Raw genomic sequence first — 19,691 nt, forward strand, 5'->3', positions numbered from 1 at the left:
GGCTTATCCCTTGCTTGCCTTATTCGATGCGTTGATCAGTTTGAGGACGGCGGGCGCGTACAGGTTTTCCATCGCGCCGCAGAACAGGATGATCAGTCCCTGGATGAAGATGAAGGTCTCCTGCGGGATGTTCGGCTTTTCCAGCGACAGGTCGAAACCGCCCTGGATCAGCGCGCCGAACAGCACCGACGACAGGAAGATGCCGATCGGGTTCTGGCGGCCCATCAGGGCGATCGCGATGCCGATGAAGCCGGCGCCGGCAGGGAAGTTCAGGCTCAGATAGTGGGTCGAGCCGAGGATCGAGTTGACCGCGGCCAGGCCGGCCAGCGCGCCCGAGATCAGCATCGCGACGATGATCATGCGGCTGATGCGCACGCCGGCGTAGTGGGCCGCGTGCTGGTTCAGGCCGGTGGCCTGCAGCTTGTAGCCCCAGGGCGAGCGCGAGACCATCACGCCGTAGATCACCAGCGCGCCGATCGCCAGGAAGAAGCCGATGTTCAGCGGGGTGTCGCCCAGCGCCGGGAACCACTCGCCCAGACGCGGCATCCACGCAGTTTCCGCAAAGACGCGGCTGGCCGGGTTCTGGTCGCCCTCGGGGATCAGCTTGAGGATCAGGAAGTTCATCAGGCTGGCGGCGATGAAGTTGAACATGATGGTCGTGACCACCACGTGGCTGCCGCGCCTGGCCTGCAGGTAGCCCGGCAGGAAGGCCCAGGCGGCGCCGAAGACGGCGCTGGCGATCATCGCCAGCGGAATCAGGAGCCAGGGCGAGAGCGAGGCGTCGAAAGCGAGCATGGCCAAGGTCAGCCCCAGGCCGCCCAGGTACATCTGGCCTTCGGCGCCGATGTTGAACAGGCCGGCCTTCATCGCTACCGAGACCGCCAGGCCGGTGAACACGAAGGTGGAGGCGTAGAACAGGGTGTAGCTCAGGCCTTCCGGATTGATGATGGCGCTGTTGACCAGGATCTGCAGCGATTCGAGCGGGCTTTCGCCCAGCAGGTGGATGACCAGCGCCGCCACCAGCAGCGCTGACAGCAGGTTCAGGACCGGCAGGACGAAGCCAGAAGCCCAGCGTGGGAGTTCAGTGGTTTTCATGAAGGATCGGCTAACAACTAGTGCTTGTGCATCCCGCCCATCAACAGGCCGATGCGGGTGGTATCGAATTCGTCGATGTTCAACTCGCCGGTGATGCGGCCGCCTGATACGACCACGATCCGGTCGGCCAGCGCGCGCACTTCTTCGAGTTCGGTCGAGACCAGCAGGATCGCCACGCCTTCGTCGCGCAGGCGCAGCAGCTGGGTGTGGATGCTTTCGATGGTGCCGATGTCGACCCCGCGGGTCGGCTGGCCGACCAGCATCAGCTTCGGGCTGGCCGACACTTCGCGCGCGATCACGACCTTCTGCTGGTTACCGCCTGACAGCAGGCCGATGCGCATGTCCGGATTCTTCGGACGCACGTCGAAGGCTTCCAGCAGGTGCGCGCAGCGCTTGGCGATGGCCTCGAAGTCGAACAGGCCGAGCTTGTTCTTCACGCGGTCCTGGTAGCCGAACACGGTGTTCTGCATGACCGAGAAGTCCTTGATGACGCCGTCGCGCAGGCGGTCTTCCGGCACGTGGCCGATGCCGAGCGCGCGGAATTCGGCGGGCAGGCCGTCGGCGTTCGAGCGACGCGCATAGGGCAGTTCCTGGCCGAGGAAGGCGACCCGGCCGGCGCTCGGCAGGCGCATGCCCGACAGGATTTCCAGCAGTTCGCTCTGGCCGTTGCCCGACACGCCGGCAATCGCCACGATCTCGCCGGCGCGCACGGTGAGGTCGATGTCGGCAAGCAGCCTGACCTTGTTCTTGTCTTCCAGCTGCAGGCCGCTGACCTGCAGCACCGGCGCGCCCGGATTGAAGGGCTTGCGCGGCAGGTTGCCCTCGATCGGGCGGCCGACCATCATGTTGGCCAGCTGTTCCTTCGAGCTGTCGCGGGTGGCCACGGCGCCGGCCACGCGGCCGGCGCGCATCACCGTCACCTGGTCGGTGATCTCCATGATCTCGCCCAGCTTGTGGGTGATCAGGATGATGGTCTTGCCCTGTTCCTTGAACAGGCGCAGGATCTCGAACAGCGAGGCGATTTCCTGGGCGGTGAGGACCGCGGTCGGCTCGTCCAGGATCAGGATCTCGGCGCTGCGGTAGATCTGCTTGAGGATCTCGACGCGCTGCTGCTCGCCCACCGACAAATCGTGGATGGTGGCGAGCGGGTCGACGTCGAGGCGGTACCTGGCGCAGATCTCGCGCAGCTTCGCCTCGGTCTCCTTGCGCTTGGCAGCTAGCTTGAACCCGCCCTCGGTGCCGAGCATGACGTTGTCGAGCACGGTCATGTTCTCGACCAGCATGAAGTGCTGGTGGACCATGCCGATGCCCAGCGCGATCGCCTCGAACGAGGTGCGGATCTGGCGTTCCTGGCCGTCGATCAGGAGCTGGCCGCTGTCGGCGTTGTAGTAGCCGTACAGGATGCTCATGAGGGTGGACTTGCCCGCGCCATTCTCGCCGATCACACCGTGGATCGAGCCTTTGGCGATCGAGAAGCTGACGTCAGCGTTCGCCTGCACGGGCCCGAAGGCCTTGCTGATGTTGCGAAATTCTACGGCTGGCTGCATTGCGATCAGTAGTAAAGGGGTGGTAAATGAGCTGTGGATCGAGCGGCGAATCGAGCGTCGATACGGGCGTCCAGACGCGCCGTGCCCTGCATTCAAAAGCGCGCCGGGCCGGGTACACCGGCGCGGCGCGCTTTGTCATGGAATGGTCGAATCAGACCGGGCAGCTGCCTGCGGCGCGGTAGTCGATGACCTTGATCTTGCCGTTGATGATGTCGCTGCGCACGGCGTTGACGCGCTTTTCGATCGCCGGCGAGACGACCGCACGGTTGTCCTTGTCCAGGACCCAGTCCACGCCGCCTTCCTTCAGGCCCTTGTAGGTGACGCCCGGTTTCCAGTTGCCGTTCTTCATCGCCATGAACGAGTCATAGACGGCGACATCGACGCGCTTGACCATCGAGGTCAGCATCGTGCCCGGGTGCAGGTAGTTCTGGTTCGAATCGACGCCGATCGCCAGCTTGCCCTTGGTCTTGGCCATCTGCAGTGCGCCCATGCCGCTGCCGCCGGCCACCGCGAACACCACGTCGGCGCCGCGATCGAACTGCGCGCGTGCCAGCTCGCCGCCCTTGGCCGGATCGTTCCAGGCCGCGGCGGTGGTGCCGACCATGTTCTGCATGATCTCGGTCTTCGGATACTGGGCCTTGGCGCCCTGGCTGTAGCCGCAGGCGAAGGCGCGGATCAGCGGGATGTCCATGCCGCCGACGAAGCCCAGCTTGTGCGTCTTGGAGGCCATGGCGGCGGCGACGCCGACCAGGTAGGAGCCTTCCTGCTCCTTGAACATCACCGAGTTGATGTTGTTACCCTGCGCGATGCTGTCGATCAGCACGAAGCGCACGTTCGGGTATTCCTTGGCAACCTTCTGGACCGCCTGGGTCTGCGAGAAGCCGATCGCCGCGATCAGGTCGACCTTCTTGCGTGCGAGGCCGCGCATCACCTGCTCGGCCTGGGTATCGCTGTTGGCCTGCACTTCGAAGACCTTGATGCCGGTCTCCTTGGTGAAGCGCTGCAGGCCTTCGAAGGCCGACTGGTTGAACGATTTGTCGAACTTGCCGCCCGCATCGTAGACCATGCCCAGCTTCGGTGCGCCCGGTGCTGCGGCGGCGCTGCCTGCGACGCACAGCGCGGCGATGGTCATGGTGAGTTGCTTGAGTTTCATGAATGAGGCTCCTGGGAATGTCGATATTGTACCCGGCCCAACAGTGAGCGAGGAACGGGCTGCGCAAGCTGCATCGCCAACGGCGCCGTCGGGGCCGGCAATGCGAAACGCATTGTGTCAGCCGTGGGGCGCACGCGTGGTGACAATTTGTATCTCGGTAATTGTTTCTCTCGACAGCGCATGGTGCATGTAGCTCATCTACAACAGGAGCGACAGAGAGCACAGGCCTGGAGCCGAAACAATGACCGCGATGCCGCGCAATAAGGAAAACCCGGATGTACGCAGCTCAGCCTGTCAAATATGCATCAAGCGACATATTGATGACAAATACGATTTTACTTGGCAATTTATTCTAAGGAAATATAACTGCTGACAATTTTCAGCAATTATTTTGCTACGGCGCTCATCGTGCCGGTCGCCGGCAGGGCCGCCAGCGTGACGCCGGCTGGCTTGGGGCCGACTTCTTGGCCGACCTCGACCGTGATCGGCGCGCCCTGTACGGCACTGTCGGCGGGGGGGAGTTGCGGCGTGGCCGCGGGCTTGGCGAACTGGCGGGTCAGGAAGCCGGCGATCAGCGCCTGGGTCGCTTCGAGGTAGGGGATGTTCATGTGGTCCGAACCGGGCACCGTGTCGTCGGCCACCAGGGTGGCCAGCTTCTGCACCAGCTGGTCGGTGTGCGAGTGCGGCACCACGTCGTCTTCGGATGCGCGCAGCACATAGGTGGGCGCCTTGAGCGAGGGCGCGTGCTTGATCGACTCGAAGCGGTGGCGCAGCATGTATTCGATCGGCATCACACGGAAGCGCCGCTTGGCGATGGCCAGGATCGAGTCGTAGGGCGTGATCAGGACCACCGAGTGCGCCGGGCGCGCCTTGGCCACCTGCACCGCGACGCCCGAGCCCAGGCTGCGGCCGACCACGGCGATGCGCGCGGCGTCGACCTGGCCGAGGGCGGCCAGCCAGTCGAACAGGGTGCAGCCGTCTTCGATCATGTGGATCTCGGCCGGGACGCCGTGCGACTGGCCATAGCCGCGATAGTTCATGGCCAGCACGGTCATGCCGGGGAACAGCTTGCCGGCGTCGCGCGCGACCCAGGACACTTCTTCGGAACGGCCGCCGAAGTACATCACCGCGGGGCGCGGGCCGGGAACGAGCGGGGTCAGCAGCCAGCCGGAGAGGCGGGTGCCGTCCTTGGCGCGCAGGACGATCGGGCGGGTGCGATGGCCGGTGCTGCGCGGGCTTTCGACTTCCGGGGTAATGCAGGGATTGAACACCAGGCGGCGCTGGTTGGCCGCCACGGCCGCAGTCAGGGTCAGCCATAAAAAACTGGCAAATCCTGTGATCCCCGCGGCCATTTTCTTTGAGGTGTCCATGTTCCCAGTCTACCCCTGTCGCACAAATTTGTTCTGTGCGGCACTTCGCTCAGTGGCTCACCAAGTGGATGAGTTGTGGAACAGTTGGATTATTGCAACAGCGGCGGACTCTGCCTTACTGCGGTGGATGCAGGGTGGTGGTCGGGCCGGCGGCGACATACTGTTCGACATCGGGCGCGCTGTGGTCGATGCGCACGTCCTGGCCCGCGTTGTCGACCCCGGCGCTGGCGGAGCCGCCGTGGCCGCGCTCGGCCTCGATGCGGTCGTCGAACCATCTTGCCGCCAGGGTGCCGGCGGCCGCCAGGGCCGACAGGAACACCGAGCCGCCTTGCTCATGACGGCCTTCGCGGCGCAGGATCAGGTTGGCGGTATTGGCGAGCATGGCGGCGCCGGTAAGCGCGGCGCGCATCTGGCCGTCGTGTTTCAGCTGGCCCTGCGGCTTCTCGCCGGAATAGTCGATGGCGCCGACCACGCTGGCGGCGAGGCCGCCGGCCACGCCGCCCACCATGCTGTAATAGGAGGCCTTGGCGTAGTCGGTGTCGCCGGTGGCGCGATGCATGGCGTGCAGGATGAAACCGAAGGGAATCAGGACGGTGGGCGCGGCGATCAGGATCGAACGCAGCGAATGGCCGGCGATGGTGGTCTGTTGCATGACGGTCTCCTGGCTGATGACGGGTTATCGCCGCGAGTGTGACATAGACGCCTGGAGCGACACGCACGCTTGGCCGCCCCCGGGGCGGGTGACATGCACGCAGCAGATCGGGTAAGATCGAGACGCTTTCCCGCACGCCGCACCTGACTGGAGATCCCGTGCACTATCTGCTCATGTATGACCTCGCTCCCGACTACCTCGAACGCCGCGGCGCATTCCGCGACGCGCACCTGAAGCAGGCCTGGGAAGCGCAGCAGCGCGGCGAGCTGGTGATCGCCGGTGCGCTGGCCGACCCGGCCGACCGGGCGGTCCTGATGTTCAGCTGCGACAGCGCCGAACCGGTGCAGATGTTCGCCGCCAGGGACCCCTACGTCATCCACGGCCTGGTGCGCGCTTTCCATGTGCGCCAGTGGAATACGGTGGTGGGCGACGATGCCTTGACGCCGGTCCGCCCCGAATGAGTTTGCCGACGGCAAATATGCACTGAACTTCAGGTAAGATTCCCCGGCTGTCAAGAGCCGGAGAATTCATGCAATCTGCCGTCAACCTGTGGCCGCTGCTCGGCGTCGCGGTCATCGTCGCCGGGTTCCTGCTGCGCGCGCATCCCGTGCTGGTGGTGGTGGCCGCCTGCGGCGTCACCGGCTTTGCCGCCGCGATGCCGGTGGAGGGCATCCTCGCCGCGCTCGGCGCCGCTTTCGTCAAGACCCGCAACCTGCCGCTGATCCTGTTGCTGCCGCTGGCCGCGATCGGCCTGCTGGAGCGCGCCGGTCTGCGCGAGCGCGCCCAGGCCGCGATCGGCAAGGTGCGCTCAGCCACCGCCGGGCGGCTCCTGGTCGTCTACCTGTTCGCACGCGAGACCTCGGCCGCCGCCGGTCTCACCAGCCTGGGCGGCCAGGCCTCGATGGTGCGCCCGCTGGTGGCGCCGATGGCCGAAGCCGCGGCCGAAACCACCTATGGCAACCTGCCCGAACCCCTGCGCCACCGCATCCGCGCCATGGCCGCCGCCACCGACAACGTCGGCCTGTTCTTCGGCGAAGACATTTTCGTGGCCTTCGGCGCCATCGTGCTGATGCAGACCATCCTGCAGGCCGAGGGCATCACGGTCAATCCGCTGCACATGGCCCTGTGGGGCATCCCGACCGCGATCACGGCCTTCATCATCCATGCCTGGAACCTGGGCCGCCTCGACGCCCGTATCCGTCGCGAGATGACAGGCGCGGCCCATGGGACGGAGCCGGAGGCGACCCGGGCATGATCACGCTCGATCACTTCTACCTGCTGGTCGGCCTGCTGTTCGCGGCCGTGGCCTGGCTGAACCTGCGCGACCGGAGCAATCCGCGCCGCGTCACGACCGCGCTGTTCTGGGGCCTGTACGCGCTGGTCTACCTGGCGGGCGAGCGCCTGCCACCGAGCCTGGTCGGCGCGCTGATGATCCTGATGGCGCTGGTGGCCGGCTTCGGGGGCGTCGGCGCCGGCAAGCCGGCCGTGCCGCCGGAAGCGCAGCGCCGCGCCGCCGGCGCCCGGCTCGGCAACCGGCTGTTCATCCCGGCCCTGCTGCTGCCGCTGGTGACCATGCTCGGCGCCACCCTGTTCAAGGATGTGCGGGTCGGCGGCCTGGCGCTGCTCGACCCGGGGCACCTGACCCTGGTCAGCCTCGGCGTCGCCGCGCTGGTGGCCCTGGGCGCGGCCTGCTGGCTGACCCGGTCCACGCCGCTGCAGGGCGTGCGCGAAGCGCGCCGCCTGGTCGATGCGATGGGCTGGGCCGTCGTGCTGCCGCATATGCTGGCGGTGCTCGGCCTGCTGTTCGCCGAGGCCGGCGTGGGCAAGGCGGTGGCGCACGTGACCACTTCCTACATCGACATGGATTCGCGCTTCCTGGCGGTCGCGGTGTTCTGCATCGGCATGGCGCTGTTCACGGTCGTGATGGGCAACGGCTTCGCCGCCTTCCCGGTGATGGCGGGCGGCGTCGGCATCCCGGTGCTGGTCGGGGTCTACGGCGCCAACCCGGCCGTGATGGCGGCGATCGGCATGTTCAGCGCCTATTGCGGCACCTTGATGACGCCGATGGCGGCCAATTTCAACATCGTGCCGGCCGCACTGCTCGACCTGCCCGACAAGAACGCCGTGATCCGGGCCCAGATCCCGACCGCGCTGCCGCTACTGGTGGCCAACATCTTCCTGCTGTACTTCCTGATGAATCGATGATGAACACTGTCCTGCTTACCGGCTTCGAGCCGTTCAACAAGGCGCGCATCAACCCCGCGTGGGAGGCCGTGCGCGCGCTCGACGGGTGGAGCGGCCCGAACTTCCGCGTCGAGGCGCGCCAGTTGCCCTGCGTGTTCGGACAGGCCAATGGGCTGCTGTGCGCGATGGTGGACGAGCTCCGGCCGGATATCGTGATCGCCGTCGGCCAGGCCGGCGGGCGAGGGGAGATCTCGGTGGAGCGGGTGGCGATCAACGTCGACGACGCCGCCATCCTCGACAATGCTGGCCGGCAGCCGGTGGACCGTCCGATCCACGAAGGCGGACCGGCGGCCTACTTCAGCACCTTGCCGATCAAGGCGATGGTGGCGGCGATGCGCGGGCAGGGACTGAAGGCGGGGGTGTCGCAGACCGCGGGCACCTTCGTATGCAACCATGTGTTCTATGGCCTGATGCACCACACGGCCGGCAGGCCGGTGCGGGCGGGCTTCATCCACGTGCCTTTCCTGCCGGAGCAGGCCGAGGAAAGGCCGGACGATCCGCCGTCGATGGCGCTGGACGACATCATCCTCGGCATCATGACGGCGGTCGAAACAGCCGTGAACGTGCAACGCGATGTGGCGCACGTCGGCGGAGCGACCCACTAGGCCGCCCGTCGAGGTGCGCCACGATCCGGGGCGTGGGCCCCGGACTTACTTCGGCAATTAACGCTTTTCCTGCAGCTTCTCGCCGGCGCGCTCCAGCGCGGCACCGGTCTTGTCGCCCACTTTGTCGGCTGCCTGCTCGACTTCGGCAGCGGCTTCCTTGGTTTCCTGCTTCACTTCGGCGCCGGCCTGCTCGATGTTCTCGCCGGCGCGTTCGGCGGCGGCGTCGACGCGTTCGGCAGCGTTTTCGGTGGCGTTCTCGACGCGCTGCGCCGCTTCGCGGGTTTCCTGGGCAGCGTTGGCCGCCGTTGCGTCGATGGCAGCGCCGGCTTCCTGTGCCGGGCCCATGTTCGGATTGTCGTCGGCCTTCTTGCAGCCGGTAGCCATCACGGCAACAGCAAGCATCAGGGCGGAAATGGTGGCGGTGGTCTTCATAGTGTGCTCCTTGTAAAAGGGTTCAAGTTATTCATCTTTTGACAAGAGTTTGCACCAAGGCTCTGCCGAGAACGGTGCGCAAAGTAACGCAGAATGAAGAAAAACTTGCCTTTGCAATAAAATTTATGGAGCGGGGCCTTGCAATAAGTTTTGCCAAAGGGCGATTGCCTTGGAGTGCGCGCCGGGGCGATGTTAGGATGGATCAATGGACCGACGAACCGATTACAAGACCGCGCTGCTGATCGACGCCGCCGTGCACGAAGCGGCCAGCGAGGGCCGCCCGCGCGCCGCGACCGAGCTGGCCAGGCTCGGGGTGCCGCTCGAGATCACGATGCGCGTGCTGACCCGCCCGGTCGAACGGCGCCACCAGATCGCCTCGCTCAATACCGTGGCGGTGGAGATCAAGCGCCAGTGATCAGGCGCCGCCGGCGGTCTTCTCTTCCGGGAACAGGATGTTCAGGAAGGCGCGCACCACCGGCGCATCGCCTTCCACCGGGTAGCTGATATAGAGATTCGCCGAGGGCGGATTGGTCCGGATCGGCAGGAAGCGCACGCCCGGCCAGCCGATCCGGCTGGTGGTCTGGGGCAGCAGCGCCACGCCCAGGCCCGCGCCCACCATCGCCAGCAGGGTCTGGGGTTCGGCCGCTTCCTGGAAAATGGTCGGCTGGAAGCCGGCGTTGACGCAGCACTGGATCAGGTAGCGCGGCTCGGCCGACTGGTCCAGGTGCAGGGTGAGCATCGGCTCGTGGGCGATGTCGATCAGTTCGATGGCATCGTGCTGCGCCAGCGGATGCCTGGCGTTGATCGCCACGCACACGTTCTCCTGGAAGCACAGGTCCTGGCGCAGGTTGGCCTGCTTCAGCACATCGGGTTCGATGCGCGGCTCGCGCCAGAAGCCGACGTCGATCTGCCTGGCGCGCAGCGCTTCCCACTGGTCGTTCGGCCCCAGTTCGTGGATGGTCCAGGTCACGCGCGGATACTGGCTCTGGAACTGCTCCAGCAGGGCCGGGATCGGCCCCCACATGGCCGAGCCGACGATGCCCACGCGCAGGCGGCCGACTTCGCCGCGGTCGATCTGGCGAATGGTGTCGATCGTCATGCGCATCTTGGCCAGCAGTTCGGCCGCCTCGAGCATCAGCGCCTTGCCGGCCACGGTCAGCTCGAAGCTGCGCGTGGTGCGCGTGAACAGGCGCACCCCGAGTTCGGCTTCGAGCTTCATGATCTGCTGGCTCAGCGGCGGCTGCGAGATGTGCAGGCGCTCGGCCGCGCGCGAGAAGCTTTTCTCTTCGGCTACCGCCAGGAAGTAGCGCAGCTGTTTCAGGTCGATCGACATGGGGTGCCGGTCAGGCGGCCGGATTGGCGCCGAGCGCCACGGCCAGGCGTGCGCCGACCAGCGCGTTGTGCTTGACCAGGGCGATGTTGGTCGCCAGGCTGCGTCCCTGCGTCAGTTCCTTGATGCGGGCCAGCAGGAAGGGGGTTACCGCCTTGCCCTTGACGCCCTGCGCATCGGCTTCGCCCAGGGCCTGGGCGATGATGGCGTCGATTTCCGCGGCCGGCATCGCGGCGTCCGGCGGCACCGGATTGCTCACCACCACGCCCCCTTGCAGGCCGAGCTGCCACTTGGTGCGGATGAAGGAGGCTTGTTCCGCAGGCGTGTCGAGCTGGAAGTCGGCCTGGAAGCCGCTCTCGCGGGTAAAGAAGGCCGGGAAGCCCGGCTGGCCGACGCTCAGTACCGGCACGCCCTGGGTTTCCAGGTATTCGAGGGTCAGGCCGATGTCCAGGATCGACTTCACGCCGGCGCACACCACCGCCACGCTGGTCCGGCTGAGCTCCTGCAGGTCGGCCGAGATGTCGAAGCTGGTCTCGGCGCCGCGGTGCACGCCGCCGATGCCGCCGGTGACGAACACTTCGATGCCGGCCAGTTGCGCGCAGATCATGGTCGCGGCCACGGTGGTGGCGCCCAGGCGCTTCTGCGACAGCACGTAGGCCAGGTCGCGGCGGCTGACTTTCATCGCGTCGGGAGAGGAACCCAGCAGCTCGAGCTGCTGGTCCGACAGGCCGACGCAGATCTTGCCGTCGATGATGGCGATCGTGGCCGGCACGGCGCCGGCGTCGCGGATGATCTGCTCCACCTCGCGCGCGGTGCGCACGTTCTGCGGATAGGGCATGCCGTGCGAGATGATGGTCGATTCGAGCGCGACGACGGGCTTGCCGGCGGCGCGCGCGCTGGTGACTTCGGGCGAGAACAGGAGGAAGGATTGCATGTGTTAGTCCAGTACGGTTTCGTTGAGCGGGTCCAGGTGGCCGGCTGCGAGGGTGGCGCAGACGGTCTGCGCGCAGGCGATGGTGGTGGCGGAGAGCCGCAGCCCGCGGCGGCAGGCGAGGCCGAGGTCGGCGTCCTCGCCGGCGCCGTGCAGCGACCAGCAGACGGCGGCCGCAAAGGCGTCGCCCGCGCCGGTGACGTCGACGATCTCGACCGGCGGCGCGTCCAGGCGCACCAGGCCCGAGGAAGCGGTGTACATGACGCCCTGCGCCCCGCGCGTGACGACCAGGTCCTGCACACCCTGCCGCTGCAGTTCGAGACAGGCGGCGCCGATGGCGGCCTCGCTGTCGAGCGTGCGCCCGACGCGCGCGGCCAGCTCGCCTTCGTTCAGGATCAGCAGGCGCAGGCCGCGCAACTGCTGCGGCAGGCGCGCCATCTTCGGCACCGAGACCGCCACCAGCACCAGCGGGACGCCGTCGCGCGCCGCATCGTCGAGCAGGGCGGCGATCGTATCGTGGGGCAGGTTCAGGTCGGCCACCACCAGGGCGGCGCCGGCGCGCTGATGCTCCCGGGTGGCGAGGAAGTCCGGCGTGAGCCTGTCGTTGAGGGCCATGTCGGCCAGCGCCACCACCATCTCGCCGTGCTGGTCCAGCACCGCGGTGTAGGTGCCGCTGCTCATGCCATCCAGGCGCAGCGCGCCGCGCGTGTCGATGCCGGCCTGTTCGGCATGGGCGAGCAGGGCGCGGCCGGAGGCGTCGTTGCCGACCGCCGTGATCAGGGCCGTGGGCGTCCCCAGGCGGGCCAGGTTCTCGGCGATGTTGCGGGCCACGCCGCCGAAGGATTCGTCCTGCGAGGCCGGGTTGGAGCTGCCGAGCACCAGCTGGCCGATGCTGCGCAGCTTGCGGTCCAGGTTCGAGGCGCCGATGCACAGCACCGGGCGCCGGTCGGGCAGCACGTAGGCCCGTCCCAGGATGCGGCGTTCGCGCACCAGGGTGGCGATGTAATTGGCCACGGCCGAGCGCGACAGCCCCAGTTGGGTGGCAAGGTCCTGCTGCGAAATGAAGGGATTCGCGCGGATCAGCTCATACAACTGTTCTTTTTTGGGCAGCTCGGTCACGGGGCATCGCATCGGGTTAAACAAATGTTCATCGATACTAGACAAATGTTTTGCCGGTGTCAAAGCTTATCTGCGCTGTCGCCAGCGCTGCTTGACGATCCATCCTCAGATTTATTTTATAAACCAATAAATCGACAAGAAAAATGGTATTTGCCATACATATCGGGCCTCATGCATAGTTATAATATTCCGGCTGATATGTCCTCACTGCTCATTGCTCATTGCTCAATGTGGGTAGCAGTTGATGGAACAACTGCAGTATCGGCCCCTCCTCACGTCTCCCGTTTCCGCACACAAGGACCACCATGTTCAGCAATACCCCATTCGAAGCAGCAGAAGTCATCCAGGCCCGCAAACCCGGTTTCCAGCCGCGCGCCGCACTGATCCTGGGCTCGGGCCTGGGTGTGCTGGCCGAGCAGATGACGGATGCGGTCTCGATCAGCTATGCCGACCTGCCGGGCTTCCCGATCAGCACCGTGCACGGCCACGCGGGCGAACTGGTGCTGGGTACCCTGGCCGGCGTGCCGGTGGTGTGCATGAAGGGCCGCGGCCACTTCTACGAAGGCTACGGCGCGGCCGTGATGACGTCCGCGGTGCGCACCTTCAAGCTGATCGGCTGCGAGATGCTGCTGGTGACCAATGCCGCCGGCTCGCTGCGTCCCGAAGTGGATGCGGGCAGCGTCGTGGTCCTGACCGATCACATCAACCTGCTGCCGGGCAGCCCGATGGCCGGCCCGAACGACGAGCGTTTCGGCCCGCGCTTCTTCAGCATGGCCAACGCCTACGACGCCGACCTGCGCGCCCTGATCAAGGAAACCGCGGCAGGCAAGGGCATCACCCTGAACGAAGGCGTGTACCTGGCCTGCCCGGGCCCGAACTTCGAGACCGCCGCCGAGATCCGCGCCTTCAAGACGATGGGCGCCGACGTGGTCGGCATGTCGGTGGTGCCGGAAGTGATCTCGGCGCGCCACTGCGGCCTGAAGGTGGCCGGCATCTCGGCGATTACCAACCTGGCCGAGGGATTGACCCCATTCCCGCTGTCGCACGAACAGACCCTGAAGTACGCCGCGATCGCGGCCAAGGACCTGGTCACCCTGATCCATTCCTTCATCGAGCGCCTGGGTGCAAGCCCACGCGGCGAAGCCTAACTTTTTGGAGAGCGAGCGATCCATGTCACGCGCATTCATCCTCCTGCTTGACTCGTTCGGCCTGGGCGCCTTGCCCGATGCCGACAAGTACGGCGATCTAGGTGCCAACACCTTCGGCCACATTGCAGAATGGGCCGCGAAAGAAGGCAAGCCGATGGCGCTGCCGAATCTCGAACGACTCGGCCTGGCCGCCGCCGCGCACAAGGCCAGCGGCGAATGGGCCGCGGGCTTCGGCCTGCGCGAGGGTTTCAGCGGCGCCTGGGGCGCCGCCCGCGAGCAGTCGACCGGCAAGGACACGCAGAGCGGTCACTGGGAGATCGCCGGCGTGCCGGTGCTGTTCGACTGGGGCTACTTCCCGAAGACCGTGCCGTCCTTCCCGCAAGAGTTGACCGACAAGCTGCAGGCCTTGACCGGCGTGCCGGGCTGGCTCGGCAACTGCCACGCTTCGGGCACCACCATCATCAACGAGCTGGGCGACGAGCACGTGGCGACCGGCAAACCGATCCTGTACACCTCGGCCGACTCGGTGCTGCAGATCGCCGCGCACGAAGAGCACTTCGGCCTCGAGCGCCTGTACGAAGTCTGCGAAGCCGCGTATGAACTGGTCAAGCCCTACAACATCGGCCGCGTGATCGCGCGTCCGTTCACGGGCGCGAACGGCGACTACAAGCGCACCAGCAACCGCCACGACTACGCCGTGCCGCCCACCGCGCCGACCCTGCTCGACCACGTCAAGGACGCGGGCGGCGAAGTGATCGCGCTGGGCAAGATCAGCGACATCTTCGCGGCCCAGGGCGTGACCCAGCTGATCAAGGGCGCCGACAACATGGCCCTGTTCGACCGCCTGCTCGAAGTGGCCGACAGCGCGCCCGCGAAGTCGCTCACGTTCGTCAACTTCGTCGACTTCGACATGCACTTCGGCCACCGCCGCGACGTCGCCGGCTATGCGAATGCGCTGCACGAACTCGATGCGCGCCTGCCCGAATTCGTGGCCAAGCTGCAGGATGGCGACCTGGTCGTCATCACCGCCGACCATGGCTGCGACCCGACCGCGCCGGGCTCGGACCACACCCGCGAGCACATCCCGATGATCTTCTTCGGTCCGAACGTCGCCCCGCAGGAACTGCCGACCGCAAATACCTTCTCCGACATCGGCGCAACGCTCGCCAAGCACCTTGGCGTCAAACCACTTTCGAACGGAACCGCACTGCTATGACCCAGCCCCTGGATTTCAAACGTAACACCGCCGTCGGCCTCGACCTCGGCCTGGTCAAGCACGTCAAGGTGAACCGCAACGCGGCCGACCGCCGCGCCGCCAGCCTGGCGAACCGCCGCACCGTCAAGAAGGAATACCAGGCCGCCTGGCTGGTCCGCGCGGTCGAGTGCATGGACCTGACCACCCTGGGCGGCGACGACACCCCGGGCCGCGTCGAGCGCCTGTGCATGAAGGCGATGCGCCCGCTGCGCGCCGACCTGATGCAGGCCCTCGGCCTGGAATCGCTCACCACCGGCGCGGTCTGCGTGTACCACGAGATGATCGCGCCGGCCGTGAACATCCTGCAGGGCCGCCTGCCGATCGCCGCGGTGTCGACCGCGTTCCCGGCCGGCCTGTCGAGCCTGGAAACCAAGCTGCGCGAGATCGAACTGAGCGTCGCCGCCGGCGCCACCGAAATCGACATCGTGATCACCCGCCAGCACGTATTGACTGGCAACTGGCAAGCCCTGTACGACGAGATGCTGGCTTACCGCCAGGCTTGCGGCGAGGCGCACGTGAAGGCGATCCTGGCCACCGGCGACATCGTCACCCTGGACAACGTGGCCAAGGCCTCGATGGTCTGCATGATGGCCGGCGCCGATTTCATCAAGACCTCGACCGGCAAGGAAGGCGTCAACGCCACCATTCCGGTGTCGCTGGTGATGACCCGCGCGATCCGCGACTACTACGAGCAGACCGGCTTCCAGGTCGGCTACAAGCCGGCCGGCGGCGTGTCCACCGCCAAGGCGGCGCTGCAGTACCTGACCGTGATGAAGGAAGAACTCGGCAACGACTGGCTGCAGCCGCACCTGTTCCGCATCGGCGCGTCGAGCCTGATGACCGACATCGAACGCCAGCTCGAACACTACGTGACCGGCAACTACTCGGCCGCCCATCGCCACGCGCAACCATAAAACAGCAACGGACTCGTCATGCCAACTATTAAAGAGATTTTTCAGACTATGGATTACGGCCCCGCACCAGAAAGCACCAAGGAAGCGCACGCGTGGCTGGACCAGCATGGACGCCGTTTCGGCCTGTTCATCGACGGCGCGTGGACCGAAGCCGCGTCGACTTTTGCGACCAGCAACCCGGCCGACGCCAGCGAGCTGGCCCAGGTGACCCAGGCGACCAGCGACGACGTGGAACGCGCCGTGCAGGCCGCGCGCCGCGCCCAGCCGGGCTGGGTGGCCCTGGGTGGCCATGGCCGCGCGCGCGTCATGTACGCGCTGGCGCGCCTGCTGCAGAAGCATGCGCGCCTGTTCGCGGTGCTCGAGACCCTGGACAACGGCAAGACCATCCGCGAAACCCGCGATGCCGACCTGCCGTTGGCAAGCCGCCACTTCTACCACCACGCCGGCTGGGCCCAGCTGCAATCGGAAGAATTCGCTGACTACCGCGCCGTCGGCGTGGTCGGCCAGATCGTACCGTGGAACTTCCCGCTCCTGATGCTGGCATGGAAGATCGCCCCGGCCTTGGCTGCCGGTAACACCGTCGTGTTCAAGCCGGCCGAGTTCACGCCGCTCACCGCGCTGCTGTTCGCCGAGATCTGCCAGCAGGCCGGCGTGCCGGCCGGCGTGGTCAACATCGTCACCGGCGACGGCGCCGTGGGCGAAGCCATCGTGAATCACCCGGGCATCGACAAGCTGGCCTTTACCGGCTCGACCGAAGTCGGCCGCATCATCAGGAAGGCCACCGCCGGCACCGGCAAGAAGCTGTCGCTGGAACTGGGCGGCAAGTCGCCCTTCATCGTGTTCGACGACGCCGACCTTGACGCGGCCGTCGAAGGCCTGGTCGATTCGATCTGGTTCAACCAGGGCCAGGTGTGCTGCGCCGGCTCGCGCCTGCTGGTGCAGGAATCGGTGTACGAGCGCTTCATCGCCAAGGTGAAAGCGCGCATGCAGAACCTGCGCGTCGGCTCGCCGCTCGACAAATCGAACGACATCGGCGCGCTGGTCGATCCGATCCAGCAGCAGCGCATCCACGCGCTGGTGGAGTCGGCACGCAGCGAAGGCTGCGACGTGTGGCAACCAAGCTGCGAAGCCCCGGTCGCGGGCTCGTGGTACCTGCCGACCCTGATCACGGGCGCGTCGACCTCGGCCGCCGTGGCGCAGGCCGAGATCTTCGGCCCGGTGCTGGTGGCGATGAGCTTCCGCACCCCGAGCGAAGCGGTGCAGCTGGCCAACAACACCGTGTACGGCCTGGCCGCCTGCGTGTGGTCGGAATCGATCTCGCTGGCGCTGGACGTGGCGCCGCAGATCAAGGCCGGCGTGGTGTGGATCAACACCGCCAACCAGTTCGACGCGGCCTGCGGCTTCGGCGGCTACAAGGAATCGGGCTTCGGCCGCGAAGGCGGCAAGGAGGGCATGTACGAGTACCTGACCCCGTTGTCGGAAGATGCACGCCCGGCCGCGCCGGTCGTTGCTGAAAAAGGCCGTGTGAAGGCATCGGACGAAGCGAATCTGGCAACCGCGCCGTTCGCCGTCGACCGCACCGCCAAGCTCTACATCGGCGGCAAGCAGACCCGCCCGGACGGCGCCTACAGCCGCGCCATCAACGGCGCCAATGCTTCCTTCCTGGCCGACGTGGGCGAAGGCAACCGCAAGGACATCCGCAATGCCGTGGAAGCGGCGCACAAGGCGTCCGGCTGGTCGAAAGCGACCGCGCACAACCGCGCCCAGGTGCTGTACTACATCGCCGAGAACCTGGCGATCCGCGCCGACGAATTCGCCCAGCGCATCGCCGCGCAGACCGGTTCGAAAGACGCCGCACGCGAAGTGCAGGCATCGATCGAGCGCCTGTTCTACTGGGCCGCCTGGTGCGACAAGTACGACGGCGCGGCCCACCAGCCGCCGATGCACGGCATCACCGTGGCCCTGAACGAGCCGGTCGGCGTGATCGGCATCATCTGCCCGAACGAGAACCCGCTGCTGGGCTTCATCTCGCTGGTGGCCCCGGCGCTGGCGCTGGGCAACCGCGTGGTGGCGGTGCCGTCGGAAACGGCGCCATTGTCTGCGACAGACCTGTACCAGGTGCTCGACACCTCGGACCTGCCGGGCGGCGCGCTGAACATCGTGACCGGCTCCAGCTCGGAACTGGCGCGCACGCTGGCATCGCACTCGGACGTGGACGCCGTGTGGCGCCACGACGGCTCGGCGGAGGGTTGCGCGGAGGTCGAGCGCCTGTCAAGCGAGTCGCTCAAGCGCACCTGGGTCGGTGGCGCCAAGGGCCGTGACTGGTTCGATGCGAAGCAGGCCTGCGGCCGCACCGTGCTGCAGCATGCGAGCCAGGTGAAAAACATCTGGATTCCATACGGCGTCTGATTGAATTGTTGGCGTCTGAATTGACGCATTTGTAGGGTGGGCGGGTTTCCCGCCCGCGCGTTCAACCAGCCCATGAGCAGCCTCGGAGCAGGCCGGGATACGTGATTTGAACGCGCGGGCGGCGAAGCCGCCCACCCTACGTTATAGAAAGGCTCATCTAATGTTCCTCCCCCAAGAAATCGTCCGCAAGAAGCGTGACGGCGGCGTCCTGAGCGCCGAAGAGATCCAGTTCTTCGTGCGTGGCATCCCGGACGGCAGCACCACCGAAGGCCAGATCGCCGCGCTGGCGATGGCGGTCTACTTCAATGACATGAACATGGACGAACGCGTCGCCTTCACGCTGGCGATGCGCGATTCCGGGCAGGTCCTGGAATGGAAATCCCTGGACCTGCCGGGCCCGGTGGTCGACAAGCACTCGACCGGCGGCGTCGGCGACGTGGTGTCGCTCATGCTGGGGCCCATGGTCGCCGCCTGCGGTGGCTTCGTGCCGATGATCTCGGGCCGCGGCCTGGGCCATACCGGCGGCACCCTGGACAAATTCGATTCGATCCCGGGCTACAGCACCGTGCCGGATCCGGAAAAATTCCGCCAGGTGGTCAAGGACGTGGGCGTGGCCATCATCGGCCAGACCGCGCAGCTGGCGCCGGCCGACAAGCGCTTCTACAGCATCCGCGACACCACGGCGACCGTCGAATCGGTGGCCATGATCACCGGCTCGATCCTGTCCAAGAAGCTGTCCGCCGGGCTGGATGCGCTGGTGATGGACGTGAAGGTCGGCAGCGGCGCCTTCATGCCGAGCATGGAAAAATCGGTGGAGCTGGCCGAGAGCATCGTCGCCGTTGGCAACGGCGCCGGCACCCGCACCTCGGCGATCCTGACCGGCATGAACGAGTCGCTGTGCCACGCGGCCGGCAACGCGGTCGAAGTGCGCGTGGCGATCGACTACCTGACCGGCAAGTCGCGCCCAGGCCGCCTGCACGAAGTGACGATGGCGCTGTGCGCCGAGATGCTGGTGATCTCGGGCCTGGCCGCCAACGAAGGCGAGGCCCGCGCCAAGCTGCAGGCGGCGCTTGATTCCGGCGAGGCGGCCGAGCGTTTCGCGCGCATGGTCAGCGCCCTGGGCGGCCCGGCCGACCTGATGGACAAGCCGGACGCGTACCTGGAGAGCGCCCCGGTCATCGTGCCGGTGCCTAGCCTGCAGGCAGGCTACGCGACCTCGGTCGACACCCGCGGCCTCGGCCTGGCGGTGGTGGCGCTGGGCGGCGGCCGCGTGCGTCCGCAAGACACGATCGACTTCGCCGTCGGCCTGACCGACCTGGTGGAACTGGGCGATGCGATTGCGGTCGGACAGCCGCTGGCCACCGTGCATGCACGCAGCAGCCAGGCTGCCGAACAGGCGGTGCGCGAGGTGCAGGCGGCTTACCGGATCGGCGCCGAGAAAGCCGCGGCCGAGCCGATGATCTACCGTACCATTCGTCCTCAATAAG

Annotated in this window: 19 protein-coding genes; 10 read left to right on the top strand and 9 right to left on the bottom strand. The window is 66.5% G+C overall.

The window, feature by feature from the left end:
- Window positions 1–3: 3 nt before the first annotated feature.
- From IM543_06200 to IM543_06220, 5 genes are all read right to left on the bottom strand, one after another.
- Window positions 4–1,095: an ABC transporter permease gene (locus IM543_06200; protein ID QOY95451.1), complete on the bottom strand. Its 1,092-nt coding sequence runs from the start codon at window positions 1,093–1,095 to the stop codon at window positions 4–6.
- Window positions 1,096–1,112: 17 nt separating this feature from the next.
- Window positions 1,113–2,642 carry an ABC transporter ATP-binding protein gene (locus tag IM543_06205; GenBank protein ID QOY95452.1) on the bottom strand — a complete coding sequence of 510 codons (1,530 nt, stop codon included), beginning with the start codon at window positions 2,640–2,642 and terminating at the stop codon, window positions 1,113–1,115.
- Between the two features lie 151 nt (window positions 2,643–2,793).
- On the bottom strand, window positions 2,794–3,795 hold the full coding sequence (locus IM543_06210) for a BMP family ABC transporter substrate-binding protein (GenBank protein QOY95453.1): 1,002 nt from the start codon (window positions 3,793–3,795) through the stop codon (window positions 2,794–2,796).
- 386 nt (window positions 3,796–4,181) lie between these two features.
- The gene (locus IM543_06215; GenBank protein QOY95454.1) at window positions 4,182–5,165 is read right to left on the bottom strand and encodes an alpha/beta hydrolase; all 984 of its coding nucleotides are present in this window, start codon (window positions 5,163–5,165) and stop codon (window positions 4,182–4,184) included.
- A 115-nt stretch (window positions 5,166–5,280) separates the two neighbouring features.
- A complete protein-coding gene (locus tag IM543_06220) occupies window positions 5,281–5,817 on the bottom strand; it encodes a hypothetical protein (GenBank protein QOY95455.1) in 537 nt (178 codons plus the stop codon).
- Window positions 5,818–5,975: 158 nt separating this feature from the next.
- On the opposite strand from IM543_06220, the gene IM543_06225 reads away from it, so the two are divergent.
- The 4 genes from IM543_06225 (at window position 5,976) to pcp (ending at window position 8,666) form a co-directional block, all read left to right on the top strand.
- Window positions 5,976–6,278: a YciI family protein gene (locus IM543_06225; GenBank protein ID QOY95456.1), complete on the top strand. Its 303-nt coding sequence runs from the start codon at window positions 5,976–5,978 to the stop codon at window positions 6,276–6,278.
- 68 nt (window positions 6,279–6,346) lie between these two features.
- Complete coding sequence (locus tag IM543_06230) at window positions 6,347–7,072, top strand: DUF969 domain-containing protein (GenBank protein ID QOY95457.1); 726 nt, start codon at window positions 6,347–6,349, stop codon at window positions 7,070–7,072.
- On the top strand, window positions 7,069–8,022 hold the full coding sequence (locus IM543_06235; GenBank protein ID QOY95458.1) for a DUF979 domain-containing protein: 954 nt from the start codon (window positions 7,069–7,071) through the stop codon (window positions 8,020–8,022). Before IM543_06230 ends, IM543_06235 begins: the two co-directional genes overlap by 4 nt.
- Entirely contained in the window at window positions 8,022–8,666 is a 645-nt protein-coding gene (gene pcp, locus IM543_06240) for a pyroglutamyl-peptidase I (GenBank protein ID QOY95459.1), read from the top strand. The genes IM543_06235 and pcp overlap by 1 nt, the downstream gene beginning before the upstream one ends.
- 57 nt (window positions 8,667–8,723) lie before the next feature.
- On the opposite strand, the gene IM543_06245 is transcribed toward pcp, so the two are convergent.
- Complete coding sequence (locus IM543_06245; protein ID QOY96543.1) at window positions 8,724–9,068, bottom strand: hypothetical protein; 345 nt, start codon at window positions 9,066–9,068, stop codon at window positions 8,724–8,726.
- A gap of 235 nt (window positions 9,069–9,303) precedes the next feature.
- On the opposite strand from IM543_06245, the gene IM543_06250 reads away from it, so the two are divergent.
- Window positions 9,304–9,513 carry a hypothetical protein gene (locus IM543_06250; protein QOY95460.1) on the top strand — a complete coding sequence of 70 codons (210 nt, stop codon included), beginning with the start codon at window positions 9,304–9,306 and terminating at the stop codon, window positions 9,511–9,513.
- Here IM543_06250 and IM543_06255 read toward each other — a convergent pair whose 3' ends face one another.
- From IM543_06255 to IM543_06265, 3 genes are read right to left on the bottom strand one after another with little or no spacing between them, the layout of a single operon-like run.
- Window positions 9,514–10,431: a LysR family transcriptional regulator gene (locus tag IM543_06255; GenBank protein ID QOY95461.1), complete on the bottom strand. Its 918-nt coding sequence runs from the start codon at window positions 10,429–10,431 to the stop codon at window positions 9,514–9,516.
- Between the two features lie 10 nt (window positions 10,432–10,441).
- On the bottom strand, window positions 10,442–11,362 hold the full coding sequence (locus tag IM543_06260) for a pseudouridine-5'-phosphate glycosidase (protein ID QOY95462.1): 921 nt from the start codon (window positions 11,360–11,362) through the stop codon (window positions 10,442–10,444).
- A gap of 3 nt (window positions 11,363–11,365) precedes the next feature.
- On the bottom strand, window positions 11,366–12,478 hold the full coding sequence (locus tag IM543_06265) for a winged helix-turn-helix transcriptional regulator (GenBank protein QOY95463.1): 1,113 nt from the start codon (window positions 12,476–12,478) through the stop codon (window positions 11,366–11,368).
- Window positions 12,479–12,783: 305 nt separating this feature from the next.
- Here IM543_06265 and xapA point away from each other — a divergent pair, with 305 nt between their 5' ends.
- The 5 genes from xapA (at window position 12,784) to deoA (ending at window position 19,690) form a co-directional block, all read left to right on the top strand.
- The gene (gene xapA, locus IM543_06270) at window positions 12,784–13,626 is read left to right on the top strand and encodes a xanthosine phosphorylase (GenBank protein ID QOY95464.1); all 843 of its coding nucleotides are present in this window, start codon (window positions 12,784–12,786) and stop codon (window positions 13,624–13,626) included.
- Between the two features lie 22 nt (window positions 13,627–13,648).
- Window positions 13,649–14,842, top strand: a complete 1,194-nt coding sequence (locus IM543_06275; GenBank protein QOY95465.1) for a phosphopentomutase — start codon at window positions 13,649–13,651, stop codon at window positions 14,840–14,842.
- Entirely contained in the window at window positions 14,839–15,795 is a 957-nt protein-coding gene (deoC, locus tag IM543_06280; GenBank protein ID QOY95466.1) for a deoxyribose-phosphate aldolase, read from the top strand. Before IM543_06275 ends, deoC begins: the two co-directional genes overlap by 4 nt.
- Window positions 15,796–15,843: 48 nt before the next feature.
- Window positions 15,844–18,204, top strand: coding sequence for an aldehyde dehydrogenase family protein (locus IM543_06285; protein QOY95467.1), 2,361 nt, complete (start codon window positions 15,844–15,846; stop codon window positions 18,202–18,204).
- A 160-nt stretch (window positions 18,205–18,364) separates the two neighbouring features.
- On the top strand, window positions 18,365–19,690 hold the full coding sequence (deoA, locus tag IM543_06290) for a thymidine phosphorylase (protein ID QOY95468.1): 1,326 nt from the start codon (window positions 18,365–18,367) through the stop codon (window positions 19,688–19,690).
- Window position 19,691: the final 1 nt, after the last annotated feature.

It is taken from the genome of Massilia sp. UMI-21, from assembly GCA_015277795.1.
Classification (GTDB): domain Bacteria; phylum Pseudomonadota; class Gammaproteobacteria; order Burkholderiales; family Burkholderiaceae_D; genus Telluria.